The sequence below is a fragment of the Salipiger pentaromativorans genome, assembly GCF_024721115.1.
Taxonomy (GTDB): Bacteria; Pseudomonadota; Alphaproteobacteria; order Rhodobacterales; family Rhodobacteraceae; genus Salipiger; species Salipiger pentaromativorans.
In genome coordinates this window covers 430640-455446 of record NZ_JAMDHK010000001.1, presented here as the reverse complement: position 1 = coordinate 455446, position 24807 = coordinate 430640, and the positions used below count along the sequence as shown (strand labels likewise).

Below are 24807 nucleotides of genomic sequence, written 5' to 3'. Positions count from 1 at the left end.
CACCGCGCCCTGCCGGGATTGTGAGTTGGAAGCCTTCCGGCCGCGCGGTATCCTCTGGCCAGCGTCTATTCCTTTTCAGATCGGAAATTGCAAGCTCATGTCGCGCCTCTGGGCCCTTCTCCTCCTGATCGTCACCAGCTTCCCCGCCCAAGCCCAGCAGGACCGTCCGCTGGCGCAGGCCATGACGGCCATGCGCCAGGGCAACTGGGCCGCCGCGCTGATCGATTCGCGCGGTGACGGGCAGGCCGCGCTCGATGTCATTCTGTGGCATTATCTGCGCGCCAGCCGGGGCGACGCGGCGCAGATCATGGATTTCCTCAAGCGCAACCCGGACTGGCCGGGGATGCCCTATCTGCGCGAAAAGAGCGAGATCGCGATCTCGGAATCGGGCGACAACGATATTGTTCGCGCGTTTTTCGAGGGGTATCGCCCGCAGACCGGCGCCGGGGCGCTGGCGCTGGCCCGCGCCTATCTGGCCGAGGGCGAACGCGGTGCCGCCGAGGCCGAGGTGGTCATGGCCTGGCGGACGCTGCCGCTGTCCTCGGAAGAGCGGCAGACTTTCCTGTCGGACTGGGGCACGCTGCTGAAGCCGCATCACGAGGCGCGGCTGGACATGGCGCTGTGGAAGGGCTGGGAGTCCAACGCCCGCGCGATGATCCCGCTGGTCGGCGAGGACTGGCAGAAGCTGGCCGAGGCACGAATCGCGCTGCGCGATATGGAGGCGGGGGTGGATGTCCGCATCGAGGCGGTGCCGGACAGGCTCAAGAACCACCCCGGTCTGGCCTATGAACGTTACCTCTGGCGCGTCCGCAAGGGGCGCGACGCCGATGCCATCGCGCTGCTGCTGGAGCATTCCAAAAGCGCCGAGACCCTGGGCGAACCCTGGGCCTGGGCCGGGCGGCGCGACGATCTCGCCCATGAGCTGATGCTGGAGGGCAAGTATCGCGATGCCTATCGCGTCGCCTCGACCCATCATCTGGTCGAAGGCTCGGATTATGCGGGGCTGGAATGGCTGTCGGGCTATATCGCGCTGCGTTTCCTGGACGATCCGCAGACCGCGCTCGGCCATTTCCGTGGCCATGGCGGCGCGGTGGATACGCCGATCTCGCTGGGCCGGGCGGGCTATTGGACCGGCCGCGCGCTGGAGGCGCTGGGCGACGATGCGGGCGCGCGCGACGCCTATCGGCAGGGCGCGCGCTGGCAGACCTCCTTCTACGGGCTGCTCGCCGCCGAAAGGGCGGGCGTGCCGGCGGATCCGGCGCTGGCCGGTACCGAGGCCTTTCCCGACTGGCGCCAGGCGCCCTTTACGCAGTCCAGCGTCTACAAGGCGGCGGTCCTGCTGCTCGCCTCGGGAGAGGTGAGCCTGGGCGAGCGCTTTCTCACCCATCTTGCCGAGGGGCTCGACCGCCAGCAGATCGGCCAGCTTGGCGTCATGCTGGCCGAGCTTGGGCGGCCGCATGTGCAGGTCATGCTGGGCAAGCGCGCGGCGCGGTTCGGGATCGAGCTGCCGGGGCCGTATTACGCGCTGCATCCGGACATCGTGAAAACCGAGTTTCCGGTGCCCAAGGAGCTGGTGCTGGCCATCGCGCGGCGGGAATCGGAGTTCGATCCCGACGTGGTGTCGGGCGCGGGCGCGCGCGGGCTGATGCAGCTCATGCCGGGCACCGCCAAGGAGGTCTCGGGCTGGCTCGACGTGGCCTATTCGCATGACGGTCTCACCGAGGATCCGGCCTATAATGCGCGGCTGGGGTCGGAATATCTGGCGAGCCTGGCGCGGCGCTTCGACGGCAACGCGGTGATGATGGCGGCGGGCTACAATGCCGGCCCTTCGCGCCCGATCCGCTGGATGGAGCAGTTCGGCGATCCGCGGAAGGGCGAGATCGACGTGGTGGACTGGATCGAGATGATCCCCTTCAACGAGACCCGCAACTATGTGATGCGGGTGGTCGAAAGCCTGCCGGTCTATCGCGCGCGGCTGGGCGGCAATCCGCTGCCGGTGCCGTTCAGCGCCGAGCTGGTGGGCAGCACATTGCTGCCCAGCGACTGACCGACTGGCCGACGGGCGCGGCGCTCAGGACAGGGCGCGGCGCAGGGTCTCCATGACGCCATGGGCCGATTCGGCGCTCTGCACGAAATCCAGCAGCGAGGGATCGGCGAATTCCTCGTCCACGATATGGCGCAGCAGCGCCTTGAGCGGCCCCCAGAACCCGTCCGCGTCGAGCAGGACGATGGGTTTGTCGTGCAGCCCGAGCTGGCGCCAGGTGAGCACTTCGAAGAACTCGTCGAGGCTGCCGGCGCCGCCGGGCAGCATCACGATGGCATCGGCGTTCATCACCATGACCTTCTTGCGCTCGTGCATGGTTTCGGTGACGACAAAGCGGGTCAGGTCGGTCTTGCCGACCTCGCGTTGCAGCAGATGGGTGGGGATCACGCCGAAGGTCTCGCCGCCGCCCGCCTGGGCGGCGCGGGCGACGATGCCCATCAGCCCGACATCGCCGGCGCCGTAGACCAGCCGCCAGTGCTCGGCGGCGATGCTCTGCCCCAGCGCCTCGGCGGCGGCGGCATAGGCGGAGTCGCGGCCCGGTCGGGAGCCGCAGTAAACACAGACGGATTTGGGGATCATGGCGCGGACTCGTCCAATTTGCCGTTTTGACCGGTGATAGCGGGATTGATATAGGTTCTCAACCGCGTCGCTCCGACGCGGGCAGGGGATGCAAGGCGAACTATGGCAACAAAGGCTCTGGGCTGGGGGATTCTGGGCGCCGTCGCGGTGACGGCGGGGCTCTATCTTGCCGGGGTGATTGGCCCGGATACGGGGCCGCTGACGCTGGTCTCGCCGCCGGCGGAGGCGCCCGCAGCGCCCGCTCCGGACGTGGCCGACGATCCCGTGACAGAGCCAGCGCCCGTGGCGGAGGCGGCGCCCGCTGTGGCGCCGGTGGTCGAGCCCGCACCCGCCGCTGAGGTCGAGCCCGCGCCGCAAGCTGCCGCCGCGCCCGCGCCCGAGGCGATGCCCGACGCGCCGCGTTTCGATCTGGTGCGCGCCGATCCCGGCGGCCAGACGCTGGTGGCGGGCAGCGCGGCGCCGGGCGCGCAGGTCGCGGTGCTGCTCGATGGCGCGCCGCAGCCCTATGCGCCCGCCGACGGCTCCGGCCGGTTTGCGCAATTCCTCGATCTGCCGCCCTCGGGCAGCCCGCGCGTGCTGCGGCTGCGGATGCTCTGGCAGGGGCAGGAGATCGAGTCCGCCGATGAGGTGATCCTCGCGCCGCCGGTGCTTCCGGCTGCGGCGCCGGCGCCCGAGCCGCCCGCAGAGCCCATGCCGGTGGCCCCCGAAACGCTGGCCGAGGCGCCCGCCGCCGCGCCTGTGCCGCAAGCCGGGCCCGCCGCGCCGGCGCCAGAACCGCAAGCCGAAGCGGTTGCCGCGGCAGAGCTGCCGGTGCCGCGGGACGATGCGGCCGCGCCTGCCGCTGCTCCGGAGCGCGCCGCGCCGGTTGCTGAACCGCGGCCCGAGGCGCCCGCCGTGCTGCTCTCGACCGCCGAGGGGGTCGAGGTGCTCCAGCCCTCGGCGCCCTTGGTCGCGGATCAGGTGGCAATCGACGCCATCACCTATGACGACGCGGGCAGCGTGACGCTGTCGGGCCGGGGCAACGCCGAGGCGCGGCTGCGCATCTATCTCGACAATCGCCCCGTCGCGACGGCGGATGTGCCCGCCAGCGGGCGCTGGCGTGTCGCGCTGCCGCAGGTCGCGGCCGGCACCTACACGCTGCGTGTCGATCAGCTCGATACGGCGGGGCAGGTGAGCGCGCGTGCCGAAAGCCCGTTCCTGCGCGAAGCCCCGGAAAAGCTGGCCGCCGTTGCCGCGCAGGAGGAGACGGCACAGGCGCCGGTGCGTGCGGTGACCGTGCAGCCGGGCAATACGCTTTGGGCGCTGGCCCGCGACCGCTATGGCGAGGGCACCGCCTATGTGAAGCTCTTCGAGGCCAACCGCGACCAGATCCGCGACCCGGATCTGATCTATCCCGGTCAGGTTTTCGACATTCCCGACTAGGGTCCGTTCCCTCCGCGCGGGCGTTGCGCTGGGGGTATGGCGGGGCTGCGTCCCGATGCGCCCGGGGGCTGCCCTCTGGCACCCGGCGGCCGTCCGGTCTATGTGGCGCTGACCGCCGCCGCAAGAGGATCCGCCATGCCCCCCGACAGCTCCGCCGAGATCGCCCGCGAGGAACGCCGCTCGGGCTGGCGCACCATCCGCCGCGTCGGCCCCTATCTCTGGCCCGACGGCATGGCCTGGGTGAAACGCCGCGTGGTGATCGCGATGGTGCTGCTTCTGGTGGCCAAGCTCATCGCGGTGGGCACGCCGATCCTGTACAAACGCGCGGTCGACAGCCTGTCCGGCGAGGTGCCGGACCTGATGCTGGGCGCCGTGGGGCTGACCGTCGCCTATGGGCTCGCCCGGCTGACCACGGTGGGGTTCCAGCAATTGCGCGACGCGATCTTCGCCCGGGTCGGCCAGCGGGCGCTGCGGCGGCTGGCGCTCGAGACCTTCACCCATATTCACCAGCTTTCGCTGCGGTATCACATCACCCGCAAGACCGGTGGGCTCAGCCGGATCATCGAGCGCGGGGTGAAGGGGGTGGAGTTCCTCCTGCGCTTCATGCTGTTCAGTGTCGGCCCGCTGATCATCGAGCTGCTGCTGGTGGGCGCGGTGCTCTTCTATCTGTTCGATGTCTGGTATCTGGCGGTGGTGGCCGTCACCATCGCGCTCTACGTCTGGTTCACCTTCAAGGTCACCGAATGGCGCGTGCAGTTGCGCCGCAAGATGAACGAGCAGGACACCGATGCCAACCAGAAGGCCATCGACTCGCTGCTGAACTTCGAAACGGTGAAATATTTCAATGCCGAAGCGCGCGAGGCGGCGCGCTATGACGTGGCGATGCGCGGCTACGAGGCGGCGGCGGTGACGACGACGACCTCGCTGGCCTTCCTCAACTTCGGCCAGTCCTTCCTGATCACCTCCGGGCTGGTCGCGGTGATGATCATGGCGGCGCTGGGGGTGCAGAACGGCAGCCTCACCGTGGGCGATTTCGTCATGGTCAACGCCTATATGATCCAGATCACCATGCCGCTGAACTTCCTCGGCACGGTCTATCGCGAGATCCGTCAGAGCCTGGTGGACATGGGCCAGATGTTCGATCTGCTCGATCAGCCGCAGGACGTGACCGACAAGCCCGGGGCCAGGCCCATCGCCGTGACCGGCGGGGTGGTCGAGCTGGACGGGGTGGTATTTGCCTACGATCCCGAGCGGCCCATCCTCAAGGGCGTCTCCGTCACCGTGGGCGCGGGGCAGAACGTGGCGCTGGTCGGGCCTTCGGGCTCGGGGAAATCCACCATCGGGCGGCTGCTCTTCCGCTTTTACGATGTGGCGGGCGGGGCGATCCGCATCGACGGGCAGGATCTGCGCGAGGTGACCCAGGACAGCCTGCACGCGGCCATCGGTGTGGTGCCGCAGGACACGGTGCTGTTCAACGACACGATTCGCTACAACATCGCCTATGGGCGCGACGGGGCCGGCGAGGCCGAGATCGTGGCGGCGGCGAAGGCGGCGCAGATCCACGATTTCATCGAGAGCCTGCCCGAAGGCTACGACACCCAGGTGGGCGAGCGCGGGCTGAAGCTGTCCGGCGGCGAGAAGCAGCGGGTGGGCATCGCGCGCACGCTGCTGAAGAATCCGCCGATTCTGCTTCTGGACGAGGCGACCTCGGCGCTGGATACCGAGACCGAGGCCGAGATCCAGACCGCGCTGAAACGCGCGGGCGAGGGCCGGACGGTGATCACCATCGCGCACCGGCTGTCCACCATTGCCGACGCCGACCGCATCGTGGTGCTGGAAAAGGGCGAGGTGGTCGAGGAAGGTACGCATGAAGCGCTGCTGGCACGGCAGGGGCGCTATGCGCAGCTCTGGGCGCGCCAGCAGGCCGAACGCGACGCGGCCTGAGCCGGGGGCAAATTTTTCGGGGAAAAATTTGCAAATCTCTTTGCAAGAGATTTGGCGCGTCTGGCCGGTCTTTGTCTTGGAATGGTCATCGCAGACCGGTTTGATCGTGACAGGGCGCCGACCGGGGCCTAGGCTTTGCGTCGTGGGTTTTCCGGGGATGTCGTTTGATGAAGAAAAGTCTTTCCGTGCTGGCCGCCGCCTTCTTGCTGTGTGCGCCGGCATCCGTGCGCGCCGAGTCCCTGATCGTGGAGTATTTCACGCTGCTGGGGCCGGCGGATGCCTGGAACTCGCGTGGCCAAAGGCTGGACGAGCTTTGTGCCATCGTCCAGCAGGACCGCGCGAACTGGCACCGTTTCGGCAATCGCGAACAGGGCGATGGCGGCGATCCGTTTTTCAACACGAGCGAACGGCGGGCGAGGATCGCGGGCAAATGCGCTTATGACCGGTCTTACTATGCCGATGCCGGCGCGCGCATCCGCAGCGGATCGAGACATTTCTATGTTTATGTCCGGGTGTTCGGGACAGGTGATCGCATCTCGCGGGTCGTGATTGCGGAAGGCGCCGGCTGAGACCGGCCTGCCGCTTCGGCAAGCGGAGGGTGGCGGGAAATTGGTCAAATAATCTGACCGCACTTGTTTCCGATCGGAAACTTCCCTAGACGGAGCGGGTATCCCGATTCCGCCTGGAGGCTTGCCATGACCGACCGCATCACCCGCAACGGGTTGCAGATCGACCCCGTTCTGTTCGCGTTTCTCGAAAACAAGGCGCTGCCGGGCAGCGGTGTGGTCCCTGCGGTGTTCTGGGAAAAGCTGTCGGAACTGGCGCATGGGTTCGGGCCGCGCAACGCGGCGCTGCTGCAAAAGCGCGAGGAGATTCAGGCGCAGATCGACGCCTGGCATCTGGCGCGCAAGGGCCAGCCGCACGATGCCGCCGCCTATCGCGCCTTTCTCGAGGAGATCGGCTATATCGTGCCCGAGGGCCCGGATTTCCAGATCGAGACCGCCAATACCGATCCCGAATTCGCCGCCGTGCCCGGTCCGCAGCTTGTGGTGCCGATCACCAATGCCCGCTACGCGCTGAACGCGGCCAATGCCCGCTGGGGCTCGCTCTACGATGCCTATTACGGCACAGACGCTCTGGGCTCGCTGCCCTCGGGCGGCGGCTTCGATATGGATCGCGCGGCGCAGGTGGTGGCGCGGGCCAAGGCGTTTCTCGACGAGACCTTCCCGGTGGCGGGCGGCAGCCATGCCGGTGCGGACGGCTATTCCATTGTGGGCGACACGCTGCGGGTCTCCGGCAAGCCGCTGGAGAGCCCGGCACAATTCGCGGGCTATCGCGGGGCTGCCGAGGCGCCCGAGGCGGTGCTGCTGCGCAACAACGGCCTGCATGTGGAGCTGGTGATCGACCGCGCCCATTTCATCGGCAAGACCGATCCGGCGGGGCTGGCGGATGTGCTGATGGAGGCGGCGGTTTCCGCGATCATGGATTGCGAGGATTCGGTCGCCTGCGTCGATGGCGCCGACAAGGCGCTGGCCTATGGCAATTGGCTGGGGCTGATGGCGGGCGATCTCGCCGACACGTTCGAGAAGGGCGGCAAACCCGTCACCCGCACCCTGCACGATGACCGGAGCTATACCGCGCCCGACGGCTCGGAACTGGTGCTGAAGGGCCGCGCGCTGATGCTGGTGCGCAATGTGGGTCACCTGATGACCAACCCGGCAATCCTGCTCGAAGACGGCTCGGAGATCCATGAAGGTCTCATGGACGCGATGGTGACCACGCTCATCGCCAAGCGCGATCTCGACAAGACGGAGGGCGCGCGGAATTCGGTCTGCGGTTCGGTCTATGTGGTGAAGCCCAAGATGCACGGACCGGAAGAGGTGGCGTTTGCCGACGAGATTTTCTCCTTTGTCGAAGACGCGCTGGGGCTGCCGCAATACACGGTCAAGCTCGGTATCATGGACGAGGAGCGCCGCACCTCGGTGAATCTCAAGGAATGCATCCGCGCGGCGAAGCATCGGGTGGCCTTCATCAACACGGGCTTCCTCGACCGCACCGGCGACGAAATGCATACCTCGATGGAAGCGGGTCCGATGATCCGCAAGGGCGATATGAAGGGCACCGCCTGGATCGCCTCATATGAGGACCGCAATGTCGATATCGGTCTGGCCTGCGGGCTGCGCGGCAAGGCTCAGATCGGCAAGGGCATGTGGGCGATGCCGGATCTGATGGCCGACATGCTGAAGGCGAAGATCGGCCATCCGCAATCGGGCGCCAACTGCGCCTGGGTGCCGTCGCCCACCGCCGCGACGCTGCACGCGCTGCATTACCACAAGGTGGATGTGCTGGCGCGTCAGGGTGAGATCGCCGCCGGGGGGCCGCGCGGCACGCTGGAGGATCTGCTGACCTTCCCGGTGGCCACGGGCGCCAACTGGTCGGACGGTGAGATTCGCGAGGAGATCGAGAACAACGCGCAGGGCATCCTGGGCTATGTGGTGCGCTGGGTCGATCAGGGTGTCGGCTGCTCCAAGGTGCCGGATATCCACGATGTCGGGCTGATGGAGGACCGGGCGACCTGCCGGATTTCCTCGCAACACCTGGCGAACTGGCTGCATCACGGCGTGGTTTCCGAGGAGGAAGTCATGGCGGCGATGAAGAAGATGGCTGCCGTGGTGGACCGGCAGAACGCGGACGATGCGGCCTATCGACCGATGGCGCCGGGGTTTGACGGGGTGGCCTTCAAGGCGGCCTGCGATCTGGTCTTCGAGGGGCGGGTGCAGCCCTCGGGCTATACCGAGCCGGTGCTGCATCGCCGGCGGCTGGAGCTGAAGGCCGGCTGAAGAGGCGCTGAGGGGTTGCGCCGCGGCTTTGCCGCGTCGCCCTGGAAGGGCGCTGAGAAGTTGCGCCGCGGCTGTGCCGCGTCGCCGGGGGCGCGGGCCTGCGGCCCGCGCAAGAGGCGTATTTGGAAAGAGAAGAAACAAGGGAGATGGAAATGGCCGGGATTTCGTTGAGCCGGGCGCGGGTGATGATCCGCAAGACGCTGGAGACGGGCAAGGCGCTGGGGCTGAACCCGCTCTCGGTGGTGGTGCTGGATGCGGGTGGCAATGTCATCGCCTTCGAGCGGCAGGACGGGGCGAGCCCGGGGCGCTTTCAGATCGCCCATGGCAAGGCCTATGGCGCTGTCATGCTGGGCATTCCGGGCAGTGCACAGATGGCGCGCGCTGAAGCACAGGCCTATTTCATCGCCGCCGCCAACGGCGCCTATGGCGGCGCGCTCATTCCGGTTCCCGGGGGCGTTTTGGTCAAGGATTCCAAGGGGCGTGTGCTTGGGGCGCTGGGGGTGACCGGCGACACGTCGGACAATGACGCGGCTGCCGGGAAAGCGGGCGTCGAGGCCGCGGGGCTGGTGCCCGAGGTCTGAGCCATCTTTCGGATTGCCGGGCGATGCACTATGTTGCAGTGCAGCAGCAGCGAAAAGAGGTTTCCATGGCCCGCCCGGTCGTCGGCATCATCGGCAATCACCACCTGATCAACGACAGTTATCCCGCCCATGCGGGCGGGGAAATGAACACCGAGGCGGTGGCCTGCGTCGCCGGATGCCTGCCGCTGCTGGTGGCCGCCGATCCGCGCTTTGTCAGCGTCGAGGAGCTGATGGAGGTCTGCGACGGCTTCCTGCTGACCGGCGGGCGGCCGAATGTGCACCCCGAGGAATACGGCGAGGAGGCCACTGCCGCGCATGGCGATTTCGACCGGGCGCGGGATGCCATCGTGCTGCCGCTGGTGCGTGCCTGTGTCGAGCGCGGCCAGCCTTTCCTCGGCATCTGCCGCGGCTTTCAGGAGGTGAACGTGGCGATGGGCGGCACGCTTTACCCTGAGATCCGCGATCTGCCCGGGCGGATGAACCACCGCATGCCCCCCGACGGCACGCTGGAAGAGAAATTCGCGCTGCGCCACAAGGTGACGCTGACCGAGGGCGGGGTGTTCCACAAGCTCTTCGGCGCCAGCGAAGTGATGACCAACACGCTGCACGGTCAGGGGATCAAGCGGCCCGGCGCGCGGATCGAGATCGAGGGCTTTGCGCCCGATGGTACGCCCGAGGCGATCTGCGTGAAAGGGGCGCCGGGATTCACCCTGTCGGTGCAGTGGCATCCGGAGTGGGATGCGGCGAACGATCCGGTCTCGCGCCCGCTGTTCGAGGCCTTCGGCGAGGCCGTGCGCGCCTGGGCCGGCTGCAAGCGCAGCCCGCAGCGCATTTCCGCCTGAACGGCGCTTTGCGCCAGCGCAAGGCGCCGGCGGCCGCGATGGTATAGGCTGCGCCTCGTATCGCAGAGGGGGTCGGATCATGCGTATTCTTGTCGCCTATGCCACGACCGAGGGGCAGACCCGGAAGATCTGCCGCTTCGTGAGCGACCGGCTCGCGGGGAACGGTCATACGGTGGAACTGCTGAACGTTGCCGATGCCGAGGGGCTTGATGCCGCGCGTTTCGATGCGGCGGTGCTGGCGGGTTCGGTGCATGTGGGCAAGCTCCAGCCGGCGCTGATCGCTTTTGCGCGGGCGCAGGCCGGGGCGCTTGCCGAGCGGCCGACGCTGTTTTTGCAGGTGTCGCTGGCCGCGGCGGGGCAGGCGCCCGAGGATTGGGAGGAGCTGCGCGCCATCGCGCGCGAGAGCTTCGACGAGGCCGGCTGGACGCCGGGGCGCATCGAACATGTCGCCGGGGCGTTCCGGTTTTCCGAATACGATTTCTTCCGGACCTGGGCGATGCGCTGGATCGCGGCACAGCAGGGCCAGAAGGTCGATCCGAAGAGCGACCGGGAATATACCGATTGGGGCGCGCTGGGCGCGGCGGTGGACGACTGGGCGCGGAGTGCGGCGGAGCAGCGCTGAGGCCGGTTTTGTGGCCTTTCCTCTGGTTGTACGGGACGGGCAGCGCGGCAAAGGCGAGGCCCTTGGCGCCGGTATTGGCCATTCTTTTGCGATGCTGGCGGGCAAGCTGCGAGCGCTTGGGCTAAGGCGCCGACCGCTTGCGCACGGGAGTGCGCAAGCGGCTGTCGGGCGGTCTCAGACGAAAGAGACCGAGCGGTTGAGCGGCAGCGTCCGGTGCCGTTCTCCAGTCAGGTCGAAGAGCGCATTGGCCAGCGCCGGGGCGGCGGGCGGGGTGCCCGGTTCGCCGATACCGCTGATCCAGCGTTGGGTCTGGAGGATGCGGGTCTCGACCACGGGCATCTGCCCCATGCGCAGCGCGTCGTAATCGGGGAAGTTCTGCTGCTCCGCCCTGCCGTCGGCGAAGGTGATCTCGCCCATCATCGCCGCCGAGAGCCCGTAGACCAGCCCGCCCACAAGCTGCTGGTCGAGAATGCCGGGATCGAGCGCCACGCCCACATCCGCCGCGATCCAGGCGCGGGTGAGGCGGATGGCGCCATCCTCGTCGGCCACCTCGACGACGCAGGCCGCCGGCGTGCCGAAGCTGAAGCAGAGCGCCACGCCGCGCCCGGTGCCCTGCGGCTTGTCGGGCCAGCCGGACATCTCGCGGACCGCCTCGAGGCAGGCGGCGGCGGGGCCCCAGGCCTTGCGGGCCAGCGCCAGGCGGAAGGCCAGCGGGTCGGCGCCCGCCGCATGGGCCATCTCGTCCATGAAACTTTCATGGATGAACCCGTTGTAGCTGTTGCCGACCGAGCGCCAGAAGCCCACGGGCACCTGAAGATCGGCGGCGATATAGCCGCGTGCGCGGATATTCGGGATGGCGTAGGGCTGGTTCCAGAGCCCCTCCACATGGACCTGATCCGGCCCGGGTGGGGCGAAGCCCATCCAGCGCTTGAGCGCCGGGCGCGCGGTCGAGGGGCCGGCCACGGCGGCGTCGAGCAAGACCGCCGTGCCGTCGCGGACCGCGCCGCGCATGCGGCCAATGGCGGCGGGGCGGTAGAAATCCTGGGTCATGTCCTCTTCGCGCGACCAGGTGGTCATGACCGGCGTTCCGGGCAGGGCCATGGCGACGCGGGTGGCGAGCACCGAGAAATCCAGCTCGCCGCGCCGTCCGAAGCCGCCGCCCATCAGTGTGGTGTGCACGGTGACGCGCGTCTCGTCGAGCCCGGCTTCCTCGGCGCAGGCGCGGCGCACGAAGGTGGGGAGCTGGTTGCCCGACCAGATCTCGAGCCCCTCGGCGCTGATCTTTGCCGTGGCGTTGAGCGGCTCCATCGTCGCATGGGCGAGAAAGGGGACGCGGTATTCGGCGGTGACCTCGGTGGCACCTGCGGGGAGCGTGTCGGCATCGCCCTCGTCGCGCAGGGTGCTGTCGGGGGTGTTGTCGAAGGCGGCCGCGATCTCGGCCATGATCGCCTCGGAGGTTTCGGGATAGGGGGCGGGGCCCCAATCGGCGTCGATGGCGTTCACCGCCTGCATGGCGAGCCAGGTGTTCGAGGCGATGACCGCGACACCGTCGCCCAGATCGACGATCTTTTCGACGCCCGGCATGGCCTGCGCCTGAGTGGCGTCGAAGCTCAGCATCGCGCCGCGCCTGGGCGACATGCGGAGGGCCGCGAATCTCAGCCCCTCGGGCCGCATGTCGATGGCGTATTGCGCGGTGCCGGTGGTCTTGGCCACCATGTCGAGCCGGGGCAGGGCGCGGCCCAGAAGTTTCCAGTCGGAGGGATCGCGCAGCACCACCTCGCGCGGGGCGATACCTGCCGCCTCGGCGGCCAGATCGGCATAGGGGAGCACGGTGCCGTCGGGGGCGATCACCGCGCCGTTTTCCGTGCGCAGCCTTGCGACATCGACGCCCAGCCGCTGCGCGGCGGCGGTTTTCAGCATCTCGCGGGCAGCGGCGCCGGCGGCGCGCATGCGCTCGAAGCCGTCCTTCATCGCGGTGGAGCCGCCGGTGACCTGCATCTTCAGCGGTTTGCCGAGCGTGCCCATGGCCTTGCCGACCGCATGCTGGAAGGCGCTTTTGCCATAGGCCGGGCCGGGGGCGTTTTCGGCCATGAGGGCGGCGTTGTAATAGGCGGTCGCGGGCGGGCCGTGAATCACGCGGACCTGCTCCCAGGCGAGATCCAGCTCTTCGGCGATGAGCGCCGCCCAGGTGGTGTGCACGCCCTGACCCATCTCGGCGCGCGGCGCGATCAGCGTGACGCCGCTGCCGTCGATCAGCACGAAGGGGCTGAGGCTGGTTTCGCCCTCTGCGGGTTTCAGAGGGTTGGGCGCGGGGGCCTTGAGATACCAGACGCCAAGCGCCACGCCCCCGGCGATGGCGGCGGAGCCGAAGAGGAACGTGCGGCGGGCGATTTTTCCGAGGCTGGCCATGGTCTCAGCCCTCCATTCCGGCGGCGGATCTGATCGCGGCGCGGATGCGGGGATAGGTGCCGCAGCGGCAGAGATTGCCGGACATGGCGGCGTCGATCTCGGCATCGCTGGGGCGCGGGGTCTCGGCAAGAAGGGCGGCGGCCTGCAGGATCTGGCCGGACTGGCAATAGCCGCATTGCGCCACCTGATGATCGACCCAGGCCTGCTGGAGCCGCGACAGGCTTTCGGGCGTGCCCAGCCCCTCGATGGTGGTGACTTCGCCCCAGACATCGCCAAGCGCCACCTGGCAGGCGCGCACCGCCTCGCCGTCGATATGGACGGTGCAGGCGCCGCAGGCGGCGACGCCGCAGCCATATTTCGTGCCGGTGAGGGTTAGCGCGTCGCGCAGCACCCAGAGCAGGGGAACATCTTCGGGCAGATCGACCCGATGGGCGGTGCCGTTGACGGTGAGGGTGGTTGGCATGGGCGTCTCTCCCCTTGCTGACTCGATTTCTGACAGATTTTCCGAATTTTGTCAGTTCGTCAATTGACAAAATTGCAAAATTTTGTCAGATCGTCAGGCATGGCAGAAGCGTTTCCCGGTTCGGATCCAAGAGCGGTGGCAATCCTGGAGGCCGCGTTCGAGCAGTTCGCGGCCTATGGCTATCGGCGTACCTCGATGGAAGACATCGCGCGCGCGGCGGGCATGTCGCGCCCGGCGCTTTACATGCATTTCGCCGGCAAGGAGGCGATCCTGCGGGCGCTGGTGGGACTTTACTATGCACGGCTGGGCGAGGCGGTGGCGCAGGCGCTGGCGCGGACCGGCCCTCCGGAAGCGGTTCTGGAGGCGGCGCTGGCCTGCCACGCGGCGGCGATCCCTGCGGCGGTGCTGCGCGCGCCGCATGGGGAGGAGCTTCTGGACAGCACCTCGGCGATCTGCGGCGATGTGTTTCAGGAGGGCGAGGCGCGGCTGGCCGAGCGTTACGTCGCCTGGCTGACACGGGAGGCGGCCGCGGGGCGGCTGCGGCTCGAGGAGGCGCCGGCGCTGGTGGCCGAGACGCTGCTGGCGGCGGCAAAAGGCGCCAAGCGGCCGCCCTACGAGGCCTATCCCGAACGGCTGCGGCTGCTGGCGCGGATGATCGGGCGCGGGCTGCGGGCCTGATCCGGCGGGGCGCCTGCGGCGCGCAGGTCCTGTCGCCTTGCGGCCCGTCGGGCCGCCGTCTCCGCGCCTGTGGCGGGCGTGACGCAGAGGGCGGGCGGTTTTCCCGGTGGCCGGTGTCGGAGGGCGTATTTGCCGAAGAGAAGAAAGCCAGACCGGTGTGTGTTTCTTCTCTTTCCAAATACGCAAAATCGCGGTGCCCCGGGGCCGTCGCTCAGGTCACCGGTTTGCGCCGCTGGTATTTCGGGTGGTCCCAGAGCGCGCCACGCAGGACACGGGCCAGCACCTCGACCGCCTCGCGGATCTCCTCTTCGCCGATATAGAGCGGGCTGATGCCGAAGCGCAGGATGTCGGGGGCGCGGAAATCGCCGATGACGCCGAGGTCGATCAGCGCCTGCATGATCGGATAGCCGTGTTCGGAGCGGAAGGAGACCTGGCTGCCGCGCGCCGCGTTGTCGCGCGGGGTGGCGAGTTTCAGCCCCGGGCAATGGGTTTCGACCTCTTCGATCATCAGGCCGGTCAGCGCCAGCGAGCGCTTGCGCAGCGCCGCCATATCGACCCGGTCCCAGACATCCAGCGCCGCGTCGAGCGCGGCCATCTGCAGCACCGGCGGGGTGCCGACGCGCATGCGTTCGATGCCCTCGCCGGGGCGATAATCCTGTTCGAAGGCGAAGGGGGCGGCGTGGCCGAGCCAGCCTGCAAGCGCGGGATCGGCATGGTCCACATGTTCGGGAGAGACATAGATGAAAGCCGGGGCGCCGGGGCCGGCGTTGATGTATTTGTAGGTGCAGCCCACGGCGAAATCGGCGCCGCCGGCGGCCACATCGACGGGCAGGGCACCGGCGGAATGCGCCAGATCCCAGACCGCCACGGCCCCCATGTCATGCGCCCGGCGGGTCAGGGCCTTGAGGTCGTGGCGGCGGCCGGTGCGGTAATCGACCTCGGTCACCAGCAGCACGGCGACCTCGTCGGTGATCGCGTCCTCAAGCTCGTGCGGGGCGACGAGGCGCAGCTCGTGACGGTCGCCGAGCAGGCGGATGAGCCCTTCGGCCATGTAGAGATCGGAGGGGAAATTGCCCCGGTCGGACAGGATCACCCGGCGCTCGGGGCAGATCTGCAGCGCCGCCGCGAGCGCCTGGAACACCTTGATCGACAGCGTGTCGCCGACCACCACGTGATCCTCCTCGGCGCCGATGAGCCGTCCCAGACGGTTGCCGAGCCGGCGCGGCAGATCCATCCAGCCGCAGGCGTTCCAGCCGCCGATCAGATGTTCACCCCATTCCTCGGAGAGCATGCGCTCCATCCGCGCGGGGGTGGCCTTGGGCAGCGGGCCCAGCGAATTGCCGTCGAGATAGATCAGGCCGAGGGGGATGTGGAACTGGTCACGGGTCCAGGCGAAATCGGTCAAAACGCTCCTCCGGAAAAATACGTCGCCAGACCCTGACGCGGTTTCGCGGCGGGGGCAAGCGGCGGGATTGCTGCTTGCCATACCTATTCGCATCTGTGAATGTCACGCGCGCGAGCCATAGGGAGGAGCGACCATGCGATTTGGAGTGACGATCGGAGCGATGCTGCTGGCGGGAAGTGCCGTGGCGCATGAGGATATTGCCGATCAATATCCGCAGTCGGAGCTGTACAACAAGCCGGTGGAGGTGATCCCCCATGTCTGGAGCGCGATCGGGGCGACGGCCCCGCCGACTTACGAAAACTCCGGTCATAACAACAACCTGAGCTTCGTTGTTACGGGAGACGGTGTGGTGGTGATCAACGGCGGCGCCTCGGCGCGGCTGGCGCGCGCGCTGCATGACGAGATCAAGGCCGTGACCGACCAGCCGGTAAAGCTGGTGATCAACGAGAACGGCCAAGGCCATGCAATGCTTGGCAATTCCTATTGGGCGGAACTTGGCGTAGATATTCTGGCCCATGAAGATGCCATCGAGGTTTTCGAGAAAGACGGTGATTTCATTCTGCAGGGCATGCAGAATTACAACCGGGACAAAGCGGAAGGCACCGTGGTTTCGGTGCCGAACTTGTCTTTTTCCGACAAGAAGACCGTTCAGATGGGGGATGTGACCTTTGAGGTGCTGCATCTGGGGCCGGCGCATGATCCGGGCGACACGCAGGTGTGGATTCCGCAATGGGGTATCGTGATTGCGGGGGACATCGCCTTTCACGAACGCATGCCGCCGATCTTTGCCGAGACCTGCACGAGCTGTTGGATCGAGACTTTCGACGGGCCCTTCACCGATCTGGGCGCGACCTATGTGATCCCCGGGCACGGACATCCGACCAATATGGCGCAGGTGACGCGCTACACCTCCGATTACCTCAAGGATCTGCGGGCGAAGATCCGGGTGCATATCGACGAGGGTGGCGATCTGGCCGGCGCCTATTACGTGGATCAGGCGAACTGGGCGCAGCTCGACACGTTCGAGGAACTGGCAACGAAAAACGCGGGCCGGGTCTTTGAGGAGATGGAATGGGAGTGAGCCGCTCATTCGCCCTTGCGGGCGGCTTCGCAAGGGGATGAAACTGGCGGGAGGGGCGCGGCCCCTCCCGGTCCGGGCCGGGGCGAGAAGAAGGAGACGGTGCGCGATGCTGCGCAAATGGGTCGATATGCCGCCGGTTTGGCTGCTGGGCTTTCTGGCGCTGGCGCGCTGGCAGGTGCAGGCGTTTCCGATGGGGCTGAGCTTTGGGCCGGTCTGGGCGGATCTGCTGGGCGGGCTGCTGGTGGGCGGCGGTGTGCTTCTGGCGGGGCTGGCGCTGGTCGAGATGCGGCGGCATCACACCACCGTCCTGCCGCATGAAGAGGCGGCGCATCTGGTGACCGACGGCATTTTCAAGCGGTCGCGTAATCCCATCTACCTCGGCGACGTGATGATTCTGGCGGGCTTCATCCTGTTCTGGGATGCGGTGCTGGCGCTGCCGCTGCTGCCGGTCTTCGTCTGGGTAATCGAGAAACGCTTTATCGAGCCCGAAGAGCTGCGGTTGCAGCGAAAGTTTCTTGCGCGATATGCGAAATATTCGCAACAAACGAGACGGTGGCTTTAATTTCATGCCGGGATGTGATTAACCGTCGCGACGACGTTGTGAGCGGCCGGTCTGGATTGTAGACACGGTCCTGGTCGGCATGCGCCGTAACGTAAAGAGAATGCCTCAGGAACCTTAAGGGGGACGACAGACGTGAAGATAGGGACGCCGAAGGAGTTTTCGGTTGGCGAGAACCGTGTGGCGATGACGCCTGAGTCAGCGCTGCAGCTTCAGAAACTGGGCTATGAGTGCCTTCTGGAGCGTGGTGCGGGGGCGAATGCCGGGTTTGCGGACAGCGCCTATGAGGCGGCCGGTGTGACGCTTGTGGACGGGGCGGAGGCGCTCTGGGCGCAGGCCGACATCGTCGCCAAGGTGCAGCCGCCGAGCGCGGAGGAGGCCGGGTGGCTGACCGAGGGCAAGCTGCTGATCTCGTTCTTCTGGCCCGCCGCCAACGAGGCGCTGATGAAGGAGGCCGCCGACAAGGGGGCGTCGGTCATCGCCATGGACATGGTGCCGCGGATCTCCCGCGCGCAGAAGATGGACGCGCTGAGCTCGATGGCCAATATCGCGGGCTACCGCGCGGTGATCGAGGCGGGCAACAATTTCGGCCGCTTTTTCACCGGCCAGGTGACCGCCGCCGGCAAGGTGCCGCCCGCCAAGGTGCTGATCGTCGGCGCCGGTGTGGCGGGTCTTGCCGCCATCGGCACCGCGACCAGCCTCGGCGCCATCACCTACGCCTTCGACGTGCGGCCGGAAGTGGCCGAGCAGGTCGAGTCCATGGGCGCGGAATTCGTCTATCTCGACTTCGAGGAAGAGCAGGCGGACGGCGCGAGCTCCGGCGGCTATGCCTCTGTGTCGAGCCCGGAATTCCGCGAGGCGCAGCTGGCGAAGTTCCGCGAGCTGGCGCCCGAGATGGACATCGTCATCACCACCGCGCTGATCCCCAACCGCGAGGCGCCCGAGCTCTGGACGCCGGACATGGTGGCCGCGATGAAGCGCGGCTCGGTGATCGTCGACCTTGCCGCCGAGCGCGGCGGCAATTGCAAGCTGACGGTGAAAGATGAAAAAATCGTCACCGAGAACGGCGTGACGATTGTCGGCTACACCGACTTCCCGAGCCGGATGGCGGCGCAGGCCTCGAGCCTTTACGCCACCAACATCCGCCACATGATGACCGACCTGACGCCGGAAAAGAACGGCACGGTCGATCACAATATGGAAGACGACGTCATCCGCGGCGCCACCATCGCGCACAAGCACGATGTGACCTGGCCGCCGCCGCCGCCGAAGACCAAGGCGATCGCGGCGCAGAAGCCCAAGGAGAAGGCACCCGAGCTGACGCCCGAGGAGAAACGCGCCAGGGAAGTGGCCGCCTTCAAGGCGCAGACCAGGTTCCAGGTGACGCTGCTTGCGGTGGGCGCGGCGCTGATGCTGCTGGTGGGGGCCTTTGCGCCCGCAAGCTTCATGAGCCATTTCATCGTCTTCGCGCTGGCCTGTTTCGTGGGCTTCCAGGTGATCTGGAACGTCTCGCACTCGCTGCACACGCCGCTGATGGCGGTGACCAACGCGATCTCGGGGATCATCATCCTCGGCGCGCTGCTGCAGATCGGCTCGGGCAGCTGGCTGGTGGTTCTGCTCTCCGCAATCTCGGTGCTGATCGCTTCGATCAACATCGTCGGCGGCTTCCTGGTCACGCGCCGGATGCTTGCCATGTTCCAGAAATCCTGAGCGAGGGGGAGAGATCATGTCGATCGGTATCGTTTCCGCCGCCTACATCGCGGCTGCCGTGCTCTTCATCCTGTCGCTTGGGGGGCTTTCGGGCCAGGAAAGCGCCAAGCGGGCCGTGTGGTACGGCATCACCGGCATGGCGCTGGCGGTCGTTGCCACGGTCTTCGGGCCGGGGATGGGCAATTACCTGATCCTGCTGGTGATGGTCGCCGCCGGGGCCTTTGCGGGCCAGTTCGTCGCCAAGCGCGTCGAGATGACCGAGATGCCGCAGCTTGTGGCGGCGCTGCACAGCTTCGTGGGTCTGGCCGCTGTGTTCATCGGCTTCAACGCCCATATCGAGCTGGGCCGCGTGCTGGCGATGAGCCCCGAGCAGAAAGAGGCGCTCGACGGGTTCGCCGGGGTTCTGGCGCATAAGGACAGCGTCGAGCAGGCGATCCTGAAGGTCGAGGTGTTCCTCGGGGTCTTCATCGGCGCGGTGACCTTCACCGGCTCGGTCATCGCCTTCGGCAAGCTTGCGGGCAAGGTGACCTCGAAGGCGACGAAGCTGCCGGGCGGGCACATGCTGAACGCGGCTGCGGCGGCGCTGTCGCTGCTGCTGCTGGTGCTCTACGTGAACGGCGCGGGCTTCTGGGCGCTGGGTCTGATGACGCTGCTGGCCTTCTTCATCGGCTACCACCTGATCATGGGCATCGGCGGCGCCGACATGCCGGTGGTGGTGTCGATGCTGAACAGCTACTCGGGCTGGGCGGCCTCGGCCATCGGCTTTACGCTGGGCAACGACCTGCTGATCGTGACCGGCGCGCTGGTGGGCTCCTCGGGGGCCATCCTGTCCTACATCATGTGCAAGGCGATGAACCGCAGCTTCGTGTCGGTGATCCTGGGCGGCTTCGGCAACACCACGGGCCCGGCGATGGAGGTCGAGGGCGAGCAGGTGGCGATCGACGCCGACGGCGTGGCGGCGGCGCTGGAGGATGCGGATTCCGTGATCATCGTGCCGGGCTACGGCATGGCGGTGGCGCAGGCGCAGCAGAACGTGGCCGAGCTGACCCGGCGCCTGCGGGCGAAGGGCAAGGAGGTGCGCTTTGCCATCCACCCGGTCGCGGGGCGTCTGCCGGGGCATATGAACGTGCTGCTGGCGGAGGCGAAGGTGCCTTATGACATCGTGCTGGAAATGGATGAAATCAACGAGGACTTCCCGGACACCGATGTGGTGATCGTGATCGGCTCGAACGACATCGTGAACCCGGCGGCGCAGGAAGATCCGAACTCTCCGATCGCGGGGATGCCGGTTCTGGAAGTGTGGAAGGCCAAGCAGGTCTTCGTGTCGAAGCGCGGCCAGGGCACCGGCTATTCCGGCATCGAGAACCCGCTCTTCTACAAGGAGAACACCCGGATGTTCTATGGCGACGCAAAAGCCTCCCTCGGCGAATTGCTCAACCGCGTCGAGTGAGCCTCTGAAAAAAGCGGTGGGCAGGATTGCCCACCCTACGGGCGAGGCGCGTCTCCGGTCGGGGGCGCGCCTTTTTCTTGCCTGCGGGCATCTGGCCGCTGTGGGATGCCTCCGGCGGGAGTATTTTACGAAAGATGAACCGGCGGAGTTCTGGGGGTTAATGAGGAATTTATAAGTATTAACAGGGTGTTGTGGGGCGGCGCACGGTGCCGGAATTTGACGGGGCGCGCGGTCGCGGGTAGAGTTTTGCCATGCTGGACAAATGGGTGGACGGCGTCGGGGACAGGCCCCCGGCAGTCGTATTTCGATGTCTTCATCTGTCCTGCTGCCTCGGGCGGAGACCCACAGGCAAGAAAGGTATCGAGCATGATCCTTATCCATCTCGAAGAGGAGATGTCGCGACTCGAAGACGAGCGCGACCGGATCGTCGGCGTTCTTCAGGAGCTCGGCGCGGAAATCAGACGCCTCAAGGCGCAGATCGAAGACGGGGAGGAGGTGTCCAAGACCGAGGCGGGCAAGCTGATGAGCGATGTCCGCTACTGGATGAGGGCGTCGCATGAAACGGAGGCGCAGATCGCCAATGTCAGACGAAAACAGAAGGGGATTGCCGGAGACTGGGCTCTGGATCTCGAACGGGCGCGCGATGAGATCGGGTGCCGCATGGCTCGCCTCCGCCGGTGCTGCGGTGCGGGAGGGGTTTCTGAGTGAGCTGACGGAGGGGGAGTGCCTGGCACTCCCCTTTCTCTTCGAGTTCTGGGCGATGGCGCATCAATTGCCGCCTGAGGGCGACTGGCGCGCCTGGGTGATCATGGGCGGGCGCGGCGCCGGCAAGACGCGGGCCGGGGCGGAATGGGTGCGCGCCTGCGTGGAAGGGGCTTTGCCGCTGTCGCCGGGGCGCTGTCGGCGCGTGGCGCTGGTGGGCGAGACGCTGGATCAGGCGCGCGAGGTGATGGTGTTCGGTGAAAGCGGGCTGCTGGCCTGTTCGCCGCCGGACCGCAGGCCCGAGTGGCAGGCAACGCGGCGCTGCCTCGTGTGGCCGAACGGGGCGGAGGCGATGGTGTTTTCGGCGCATGATCCGGAGGCGCTGCGCGGGCCGCAATTTGATGCCGCCTGGGTCGATGAGCTGGCCAAGTGGAAGAAGGCGCGTGAGACCTGGGACATGCTGCAATTCGCGCTGCGGCTGGGGGAGCGGCCGCAGGTCTGCGTGACCACGACGCCGCGCAATGTCGGCGTGCTGAAGGAATTGCTGGCGCTGGAGAGCACGGTGGTGACGCGGGCGAAGACCGAGGTCAACCGCGCCAATCTGGCGGCGTCGTTTCTGGAGGAGGTGCGGGCGCGCTACGGCAACACCCGGCTGGCGCGGCAGGAGCTGGACGGGGTGCTGGTCTCGGATGTGGACGGGGCGCTCTGGACGGCGGAAATGCTGGACCGGGCGCAGGGGCTGCCGGTGCCGGAGCGGTTTGACCGCATCGTGGTGGCGGTAGATCCGCCGGCGGGGGCGGGCAAGACCTCGGATGCCTGCGGGATCGTGGTGGCCGGTGTGCTTTGCGAGGGGCCGCCGCAGGGCTGGCGGGCGGTTGTGCTGGAGGATGCGACGGTGCAGGGCGTCTCGCCCACGGGCTGGGCGGAGGCGGCGGTGGCCGCCTATGAGCGCTGGCAGGCGGACCGGGTGGTGGCCGAGGTCAACCAGGGCGGTGCCATGGTGGAGACGGTGCTGCGGCAGGTGGCGCCGCAGATCGCGCTGCGTCAGGTGCATGCGACGCGGGGCAAGGTGGCGCGGGCGGAGCCGGTGGCGGCGCTCTACGAGCAGGGGCGTGTGGGGCATGCGGGGGGCTTTGCCGCGCTCGAGGAGCAGATGGGGCTGATGACGGCGGCGGGGTTTCAGGGGCAGGGTTCGCCCGACCGGGTGGACGCGCTGGTCTGGGCGCTGACCGAGCTGGTGGTGGCGCCGATGCAGGGCTGGAAGCGGCCGGCGTTGAGGGTGCTGTAGGGTGGGCAATTTGCCCACCGCCCGCGATAAAGTTGGGCAAATTGCCCACCCTACAGGGGCTTGCGCATCTTGTAGTTGATGAGTGCGACGCCGCGGCGGATTGCCGATTGCTCGCGCAGGACTTCGAAGCCGTGGCGTTCGAAAAACGGGCGCGCGGCTTTGCTGACATCGGAGGTGAGCTGTTTCGCGCCGCTGGCGCGGGCGATGGCGGTGAGCGCTTCGAGCAGCCGCGCGCCGATGCCTTCGCCGGCGGCGGAGGGGCGCACGAAGGCGAGGTCGATGTGATCCGGCGCCACCAGGGTCATGAAGCCCACCGGTACGCCGTTGCGTTCGGCCATGAGCCCCACCGAGGCGCCGATGCGGTCGCACCAGCGGTCGGGGTCGGGGCGCGGGCCGGCCCAGGCGCGGCGCTGCTCCTCGGTATAGTGGCGGGCGGTGCCGTTCAGGACCGCGTCGAGAAAGATCTCGGCCACGACGGCCGCATCCTTTGAGAGCAAAGGGCGCAGGTCGATCGTCGGCGTGGCGGTCATTCAGGGTGTCTCGGGAGCTTCGGTGGGGTGATTGCGGGAGCGTAACCGGCGCGAGGCAGCGGAGCTAGGGCGTTGAGCGCATAGCTGCCTTTCACCGGTACCGAGGCGTTGCGCGTGTCGCGCGCGGTGCCGGCAGAGCGTTTTAACCTTCTCTTCATAGGGTCTCTTTCGAACGCGATGCGGGCCCCGGCGGCCCGGGCCGGAACGGATGAAGGAGCGTCAGGCGATGGTATTCGAATTTCTGCGAAAGGGCCGGGACGCGGCGCGCTTGCCCGAGGCCAAGGCCTCGGCCACCGGGCCGGTCATGGCCTATGCCAGCGCCGGACGTGTGGCGTGGAGCCCGCGAGACACCGGGTCCCTGACGCGGGCGGGCTTTGCCGGCAATCCGGTGGGGTTCCGCGCGGTGAAGCTGATCGCCGAGGCCGCCGCCGCGCTGCCGCTGGTGTTGCAGGACGAGATGCAGCGCTACGCCAGCCATCCGATCCTGTCGCTGGTGACGGCGCCGAACCCGGCGCAGGGCAAGGCGGAGCTGTTCGAGGCGCTCTATGGCCATTTGCTGCTGTCGGGGGATGGCTATGTGGAGGCGGTGAACGATGGCGCGGGCGCCCCTGCCGAGCTGCATGTGCTGCGCTCGGACCGGATGCGGCTGGTGCCGGGGGAGGACGGCTGGCCGGTGGCCTATGACTATATGGTGGATGCGCGCCGGCACCGGTTCGACGTGACCGGCGCGGTGTCGCCGATCTGCCATATCAAGGCGTTTCATCCGCAGGACGATCACTACGGGCTCTCGCCCATGCAGGCGGCGGCACAGGCGGTGGATGTTCACAACAGCGCGTCACGCTGGTCGAAAGGGCTGCTCGACAATGCAGCGCGGCCTTCGGGCGCCATCGTCTGGACGGGTGCCGACGGGCAGGGCGCGATGAGCAACGATCAGTTCGAGCGACTGCGCGACGAGATGGAGAGCCTGCACCAAGGCGCGCGCAATGCCGGGCGGCCGATGCTGCTGGAGGGCGGGCTGGACTGGAAGCCGATGGGGTTCTCGCCCTCGGATATGGAATTCCAGAAGACCAAGGAGGCGGCGGCGCGCGAGATCGCGGTGGCTTTTGGCGTCCCTCCGATGCTGCTGGGGATCCCCGGCGAGGCGACCTTCGCGAATTACCAGGAGGCGCATCGCGCCTTCTACCGGCTCACCGTGCTGCCGCTGGCGACACGGGTGACGGCGGCGGTGGGGCGGTGGCTGTCGGCGCATCTGGGCGAGGAGGTGGCGCTGTCGCCCGATCTCGACCAGGTGCCGGCGCTGGCCGCCGAGCGCGATGCGCAATGGGCGCGCGTCGCGGGGGCCGATTTCCTCACCGCCGCCGAGAAGCGCCGGATGCTGGGCCTGCCCGCGCTGCCGGAGGGCGGCGAGGGTGAGTGAGCGCAAGCTGGAATACGAACCCTTTGCCTGCGCGCCGGCGCTGAAGCTGGAGGCGCATGAGCGGGTGAGCCGCTTGCAGGTCGAGGCGCTGAACGGGCGGCTCGACCGGATCGAGGGGCTGATCGAGCGGCTGGAAAAACGGTTGTGGCTGGCGGTCTACGGGGTGGCCGGGGTGATCCTGGCGCAAGCCTTTGTCGGGCTGATGAGCGTGGCCCCGTGAACGGATTTCGGAAAGGAACGG

At 67.6% G+C, this 24807-nt stretch carries 22 protein-coding genes; 17 read left to right on the top strand and 5 right to left on the bottom strand.

All coding sequences use genetic code 11. The features are described from left to right. Window positions 1-97 precede the first annotated feature (97 nt). A complete protein-coding gene (locus tag M4578_RS02115) occupies window positions 98-2047 on the top strand; it encodes a transglycosylase SLT domain-containing protein (RefSeq protein WP_258091781.1) in 1950 nt (649 codons plus the stop codon). A 24-nt stretch (window positions 2048-2071) separates the two neighbouring features. On the opposite strand, the gene M4578_RS02110 is transcribed toward M4578_RS02115, so the two are convergent. Beyond that, window positions 2072-2623, bottom strand: coding sequence for an LOG family protein (locus M4578_RS02110; RefSeq protein WP_258091780.1), 552 nt, complete (start codon window positions 2621-2623; stop codon window positions 2072-2074). Between the two features lie 102 nt (window positions 2624-2725). Between M4578_RS02110 and M4578_RS02105 the strand changes: the two genes are divergently transcribed. The 7 genes from M4578_RS02105 (at window position 2726) to M4578_RS02075 (ending at window position 10874) form a co-directional block, all read left to right on the top strand. Further along, window positions 2726-4045: a LysM peptidoglycan-binding domain-containing protein gene (locus M4578_RS02105; protein WP_258091779.1), complete on the top strand. Its 1320-nt coding sequence runs from the start codon at window positions 2726-2728 to the stop codon at window positions 4043-4045. Between the two features lie 135 nt (window positions 4046-4180). Beyond that, window positions 4181-5989 carry an ABCB family ABC transporter ATP-binding protein/permease gene (locus tag M4578_RS02100; RefSeq protein WP_258091778.1) on the top strand — a complete coding sequence of 603 codons (1809 nt, stop codon included), beginning with the start codon at window positions 4181-4183 and terminating at the stop codon, window positions 5987-5989. Between the two features lie 185 nt (window positions 5990-6174). Next, complete coding sequence (locus M4578_RS02095; protein ID WP_258091777.1) at window positions 6175-6558, top strand: hypothetical protein; 384 nt, start codon at window positions 6175-6177, stop codon at window positions 6556-6558. A 126-nt stretch (window positions 6559-6684) separates the two neighbouring features. After that, window positions 6685-8829: a malate synthase G gene (locus M4578_RS02090; RefSeq protein WP_258091776.1), complete on the top strand. Its 2145-nt coding sequence runs from the start codon at window positions 6685-6687 to the stop codon at window positions 8827-8829. Window positions 8830-8981: 152 nt separating this feature from the next. Beyond that, window positions 8982-9410, top strand: a complete 429-nt coding sequence (locus M4578_RS02085; RefSeq protein WP_258091775.1) for a GlcG/HbpS family heme-binding protein — start codon at window positions 8982-8984, stop codon at window positions 9408-9410. A gap of 65 nt (window positions 9411-9475) precedes the next feature. Beyond that, window positions 9476-10252 (top strand): gamma-glutamyl-gamma-aminobutyrate hydrolase family protein, encoded by a 777-nt coding sequence (locus M4578_RS02080; protein WP_258091774.1) that lies wholly within the window; start codon window positions 9476-9478, stop codon window positions 10250-10252. A 79-nt stretch (window positions 10253-10331) separates the two neighbouring features. After that, window positions 10332-10874: a flavodoxin domain-containing protein gene (locus M4578_RS02075; protein WP_258091773.1), complete on the top strand. Its 543-nt coding sequence runs from the start codon at window positions 10332-10334 to the stop codon at window positions 10872-10874. Window positions 10875-11048: 174 nt separating this feature from the next. Here the strand turns inward: M4578_RS02075 and M4578_RS02070 are convergent, their stop codons facing one another. Continuing rightward, window positions 11049-13283, bottom strand: a complete 2235-nt coding sequence (locus M4578_RS02070) for a xanthine dehydrogenase family protein molybdopterin-binding subunit (protein ID WP_258091772.1) — start codon at window positions 13281-13283, stop codon at window positions 11049-11051. A gap of 4 nt (window positions 13284-13287) precedes the next feature. Next, entirely contained in the window at window positions 13288-13746 is a 459-nt protein-coding gene (locus M4578_RS02065; RefSeq protein WP_258091771.1) for a (2Fe-2S)-binding protein, read from the bottom strand. A 135-nt stretch (window positions 13747-13881) separates the two neighbouring features. Between M4578_RS02065 and M4578_RS02060 the strand changes: the two genes are divergently transcribed. Further along, window positions 13882-14424, top strand: a complete 543-nt coding sequence (locus M4578_RS02060) for a TetR/AcrR family transcriptional regulator (protein ID WP_258091770.1) — start codon at window positions 13882-13884, stop codon at window positions 14422-14424. Between the two features lie 211 nt (window positions 14425-14635). Here M4578_RS02060 and kynU read toward each other — a convergent pair whose 3' ends face one another. Continuing rightward, on the bottom strand, window positions 14636-15829 hold the full coding sequence (gene kynU / locus M4578_RS02055; protein WP_258091769.1) for a kynureninase: 1194 nt from the start codon (window positions 15827-15829) through the stop codon (window positions 14636-14638). 133 nt (window positions 15830-15962) lie between these two features. Here kynU and M4578_RS02050 point away from each other — a divergent pair, with 133 nt between their 5' ends. The 6 genes from M4578_RS02050 (at window position 15963) to M4578_RS02025 (ending at window position 22619) form a co-directional block, all read left to right on the top strand. Further along, entirely contained in the window at window positions 15963-16910 is a 948-nt protein-coding gene (locus M4578_RS02050) for an MBL fold metallo-hydrolase (RefSeq protein WP_258091768.1), read from the top strand. A gap of 106 nt (window positions 16911-17016) precedes the next feature. After that, window positions 17017-17472 (top strand): methyltransferase family protein, encoded by a 456-nt coding sequence (locus M4578_RS02045; protein ID WP_258091767.1) that lies wholly within the window; start codon window positions 17017-17019, stop codon window positions 17470-17472. 132 nt (window positions 17473-17604) lie between these two features. Then, window positions 17605-19179 carry a Re/Si-specific NAD(P)(+) transhydrogenase subunit alpha gene (locus M4578_RS02040; RefSeq protein WP_258091766.1) on the top strand — a complete coding sequence of 525 codons (1575 nt, stop codon included), beginning with the start codon at window positions 17605-17607 and terminating at the stop codon, window positions 19177-19179. 16 nt (window positions 19180-19195) lie between these two features. Beyond that, on the top strand, window positions 19196-20629 hold the full coding sequence (locus M4578_RS02035; protein WP_258091765.1) for an NAD(P)(+) transhydrogenase (Re/Si-specific) subunit beta: 1434 nt from the start codon (window positions 19196-19198) through the stop codon (window positions 20627-20629). Window positions 20630-21022: 393 nt separating this feature from the next. Further along, window positions 21023-21337 carry a hypothetical protein gene (locus tag M4578_RS02030; RefSeq protein ID WP_258091764.1) on the top strand — a complete coding sequence of 105 codons (315 nt, stop codon included), beginning with the start codon at window positions 21023-21025 and terminating at the stop codon, window positions 21335-21337. Beyond that, entirely contained in the window at window positions 21273-22619 is a 1347-nt protein-coding gene (locus M4578_RS02025) for a DNA-packaging protein (RefSeq protein WP_258091763.1), read from the top strand. Before M4578_RS02030 ends, M4578_RS02025 begins: the two co-directional genes overlap by 65 nt. Before the next feature lie 50 nt (window positions 22620-22669). Here M4578_RS02025 and M4578_RS02020 read toward each other — a convergent pair whose 3' ends face one another. Then, window positions 22670-23149, bottom strand: a complete 480-nt coding sequence (locus M4578_RS02020; RefSeq protein WP_258091762.1) for a GNAT family N-acetyltransferase — start codon at window positions 23147-23149, stop codon at window positions 22670-22672. Between the two features lie 226 nt (window positions 23150-23375). Here M4578_RS02020 and M4578_RS02015 point away from each other — a divergent pair, with 226 nt between their 5' ends. Next, window positions 23376-24566, top strand: coding sequence for a phage portal protein (locus M4578_RS02015; RefSeq protein ID WP_258091761.1), 1191 nt, complete (start codon window positions 23376-23378; stop codon window positions 24564-24566). Next, window positions 24559-24786, top strand: coding sequence for a GTA head formation protein, RCAP_rcc01685 family (locus M4578_RS02010; protein WP_258091760.1), 228 nt, complete (start codon window positions 24559-24561; stop codon window positions 24784-24786). Before M4578_RS02015 ends, M4578_RS02010 begins: the two co-directional genes overlap by 8 nt. Window positions 24787-24807: the final 21 nt, after the last annotated feature.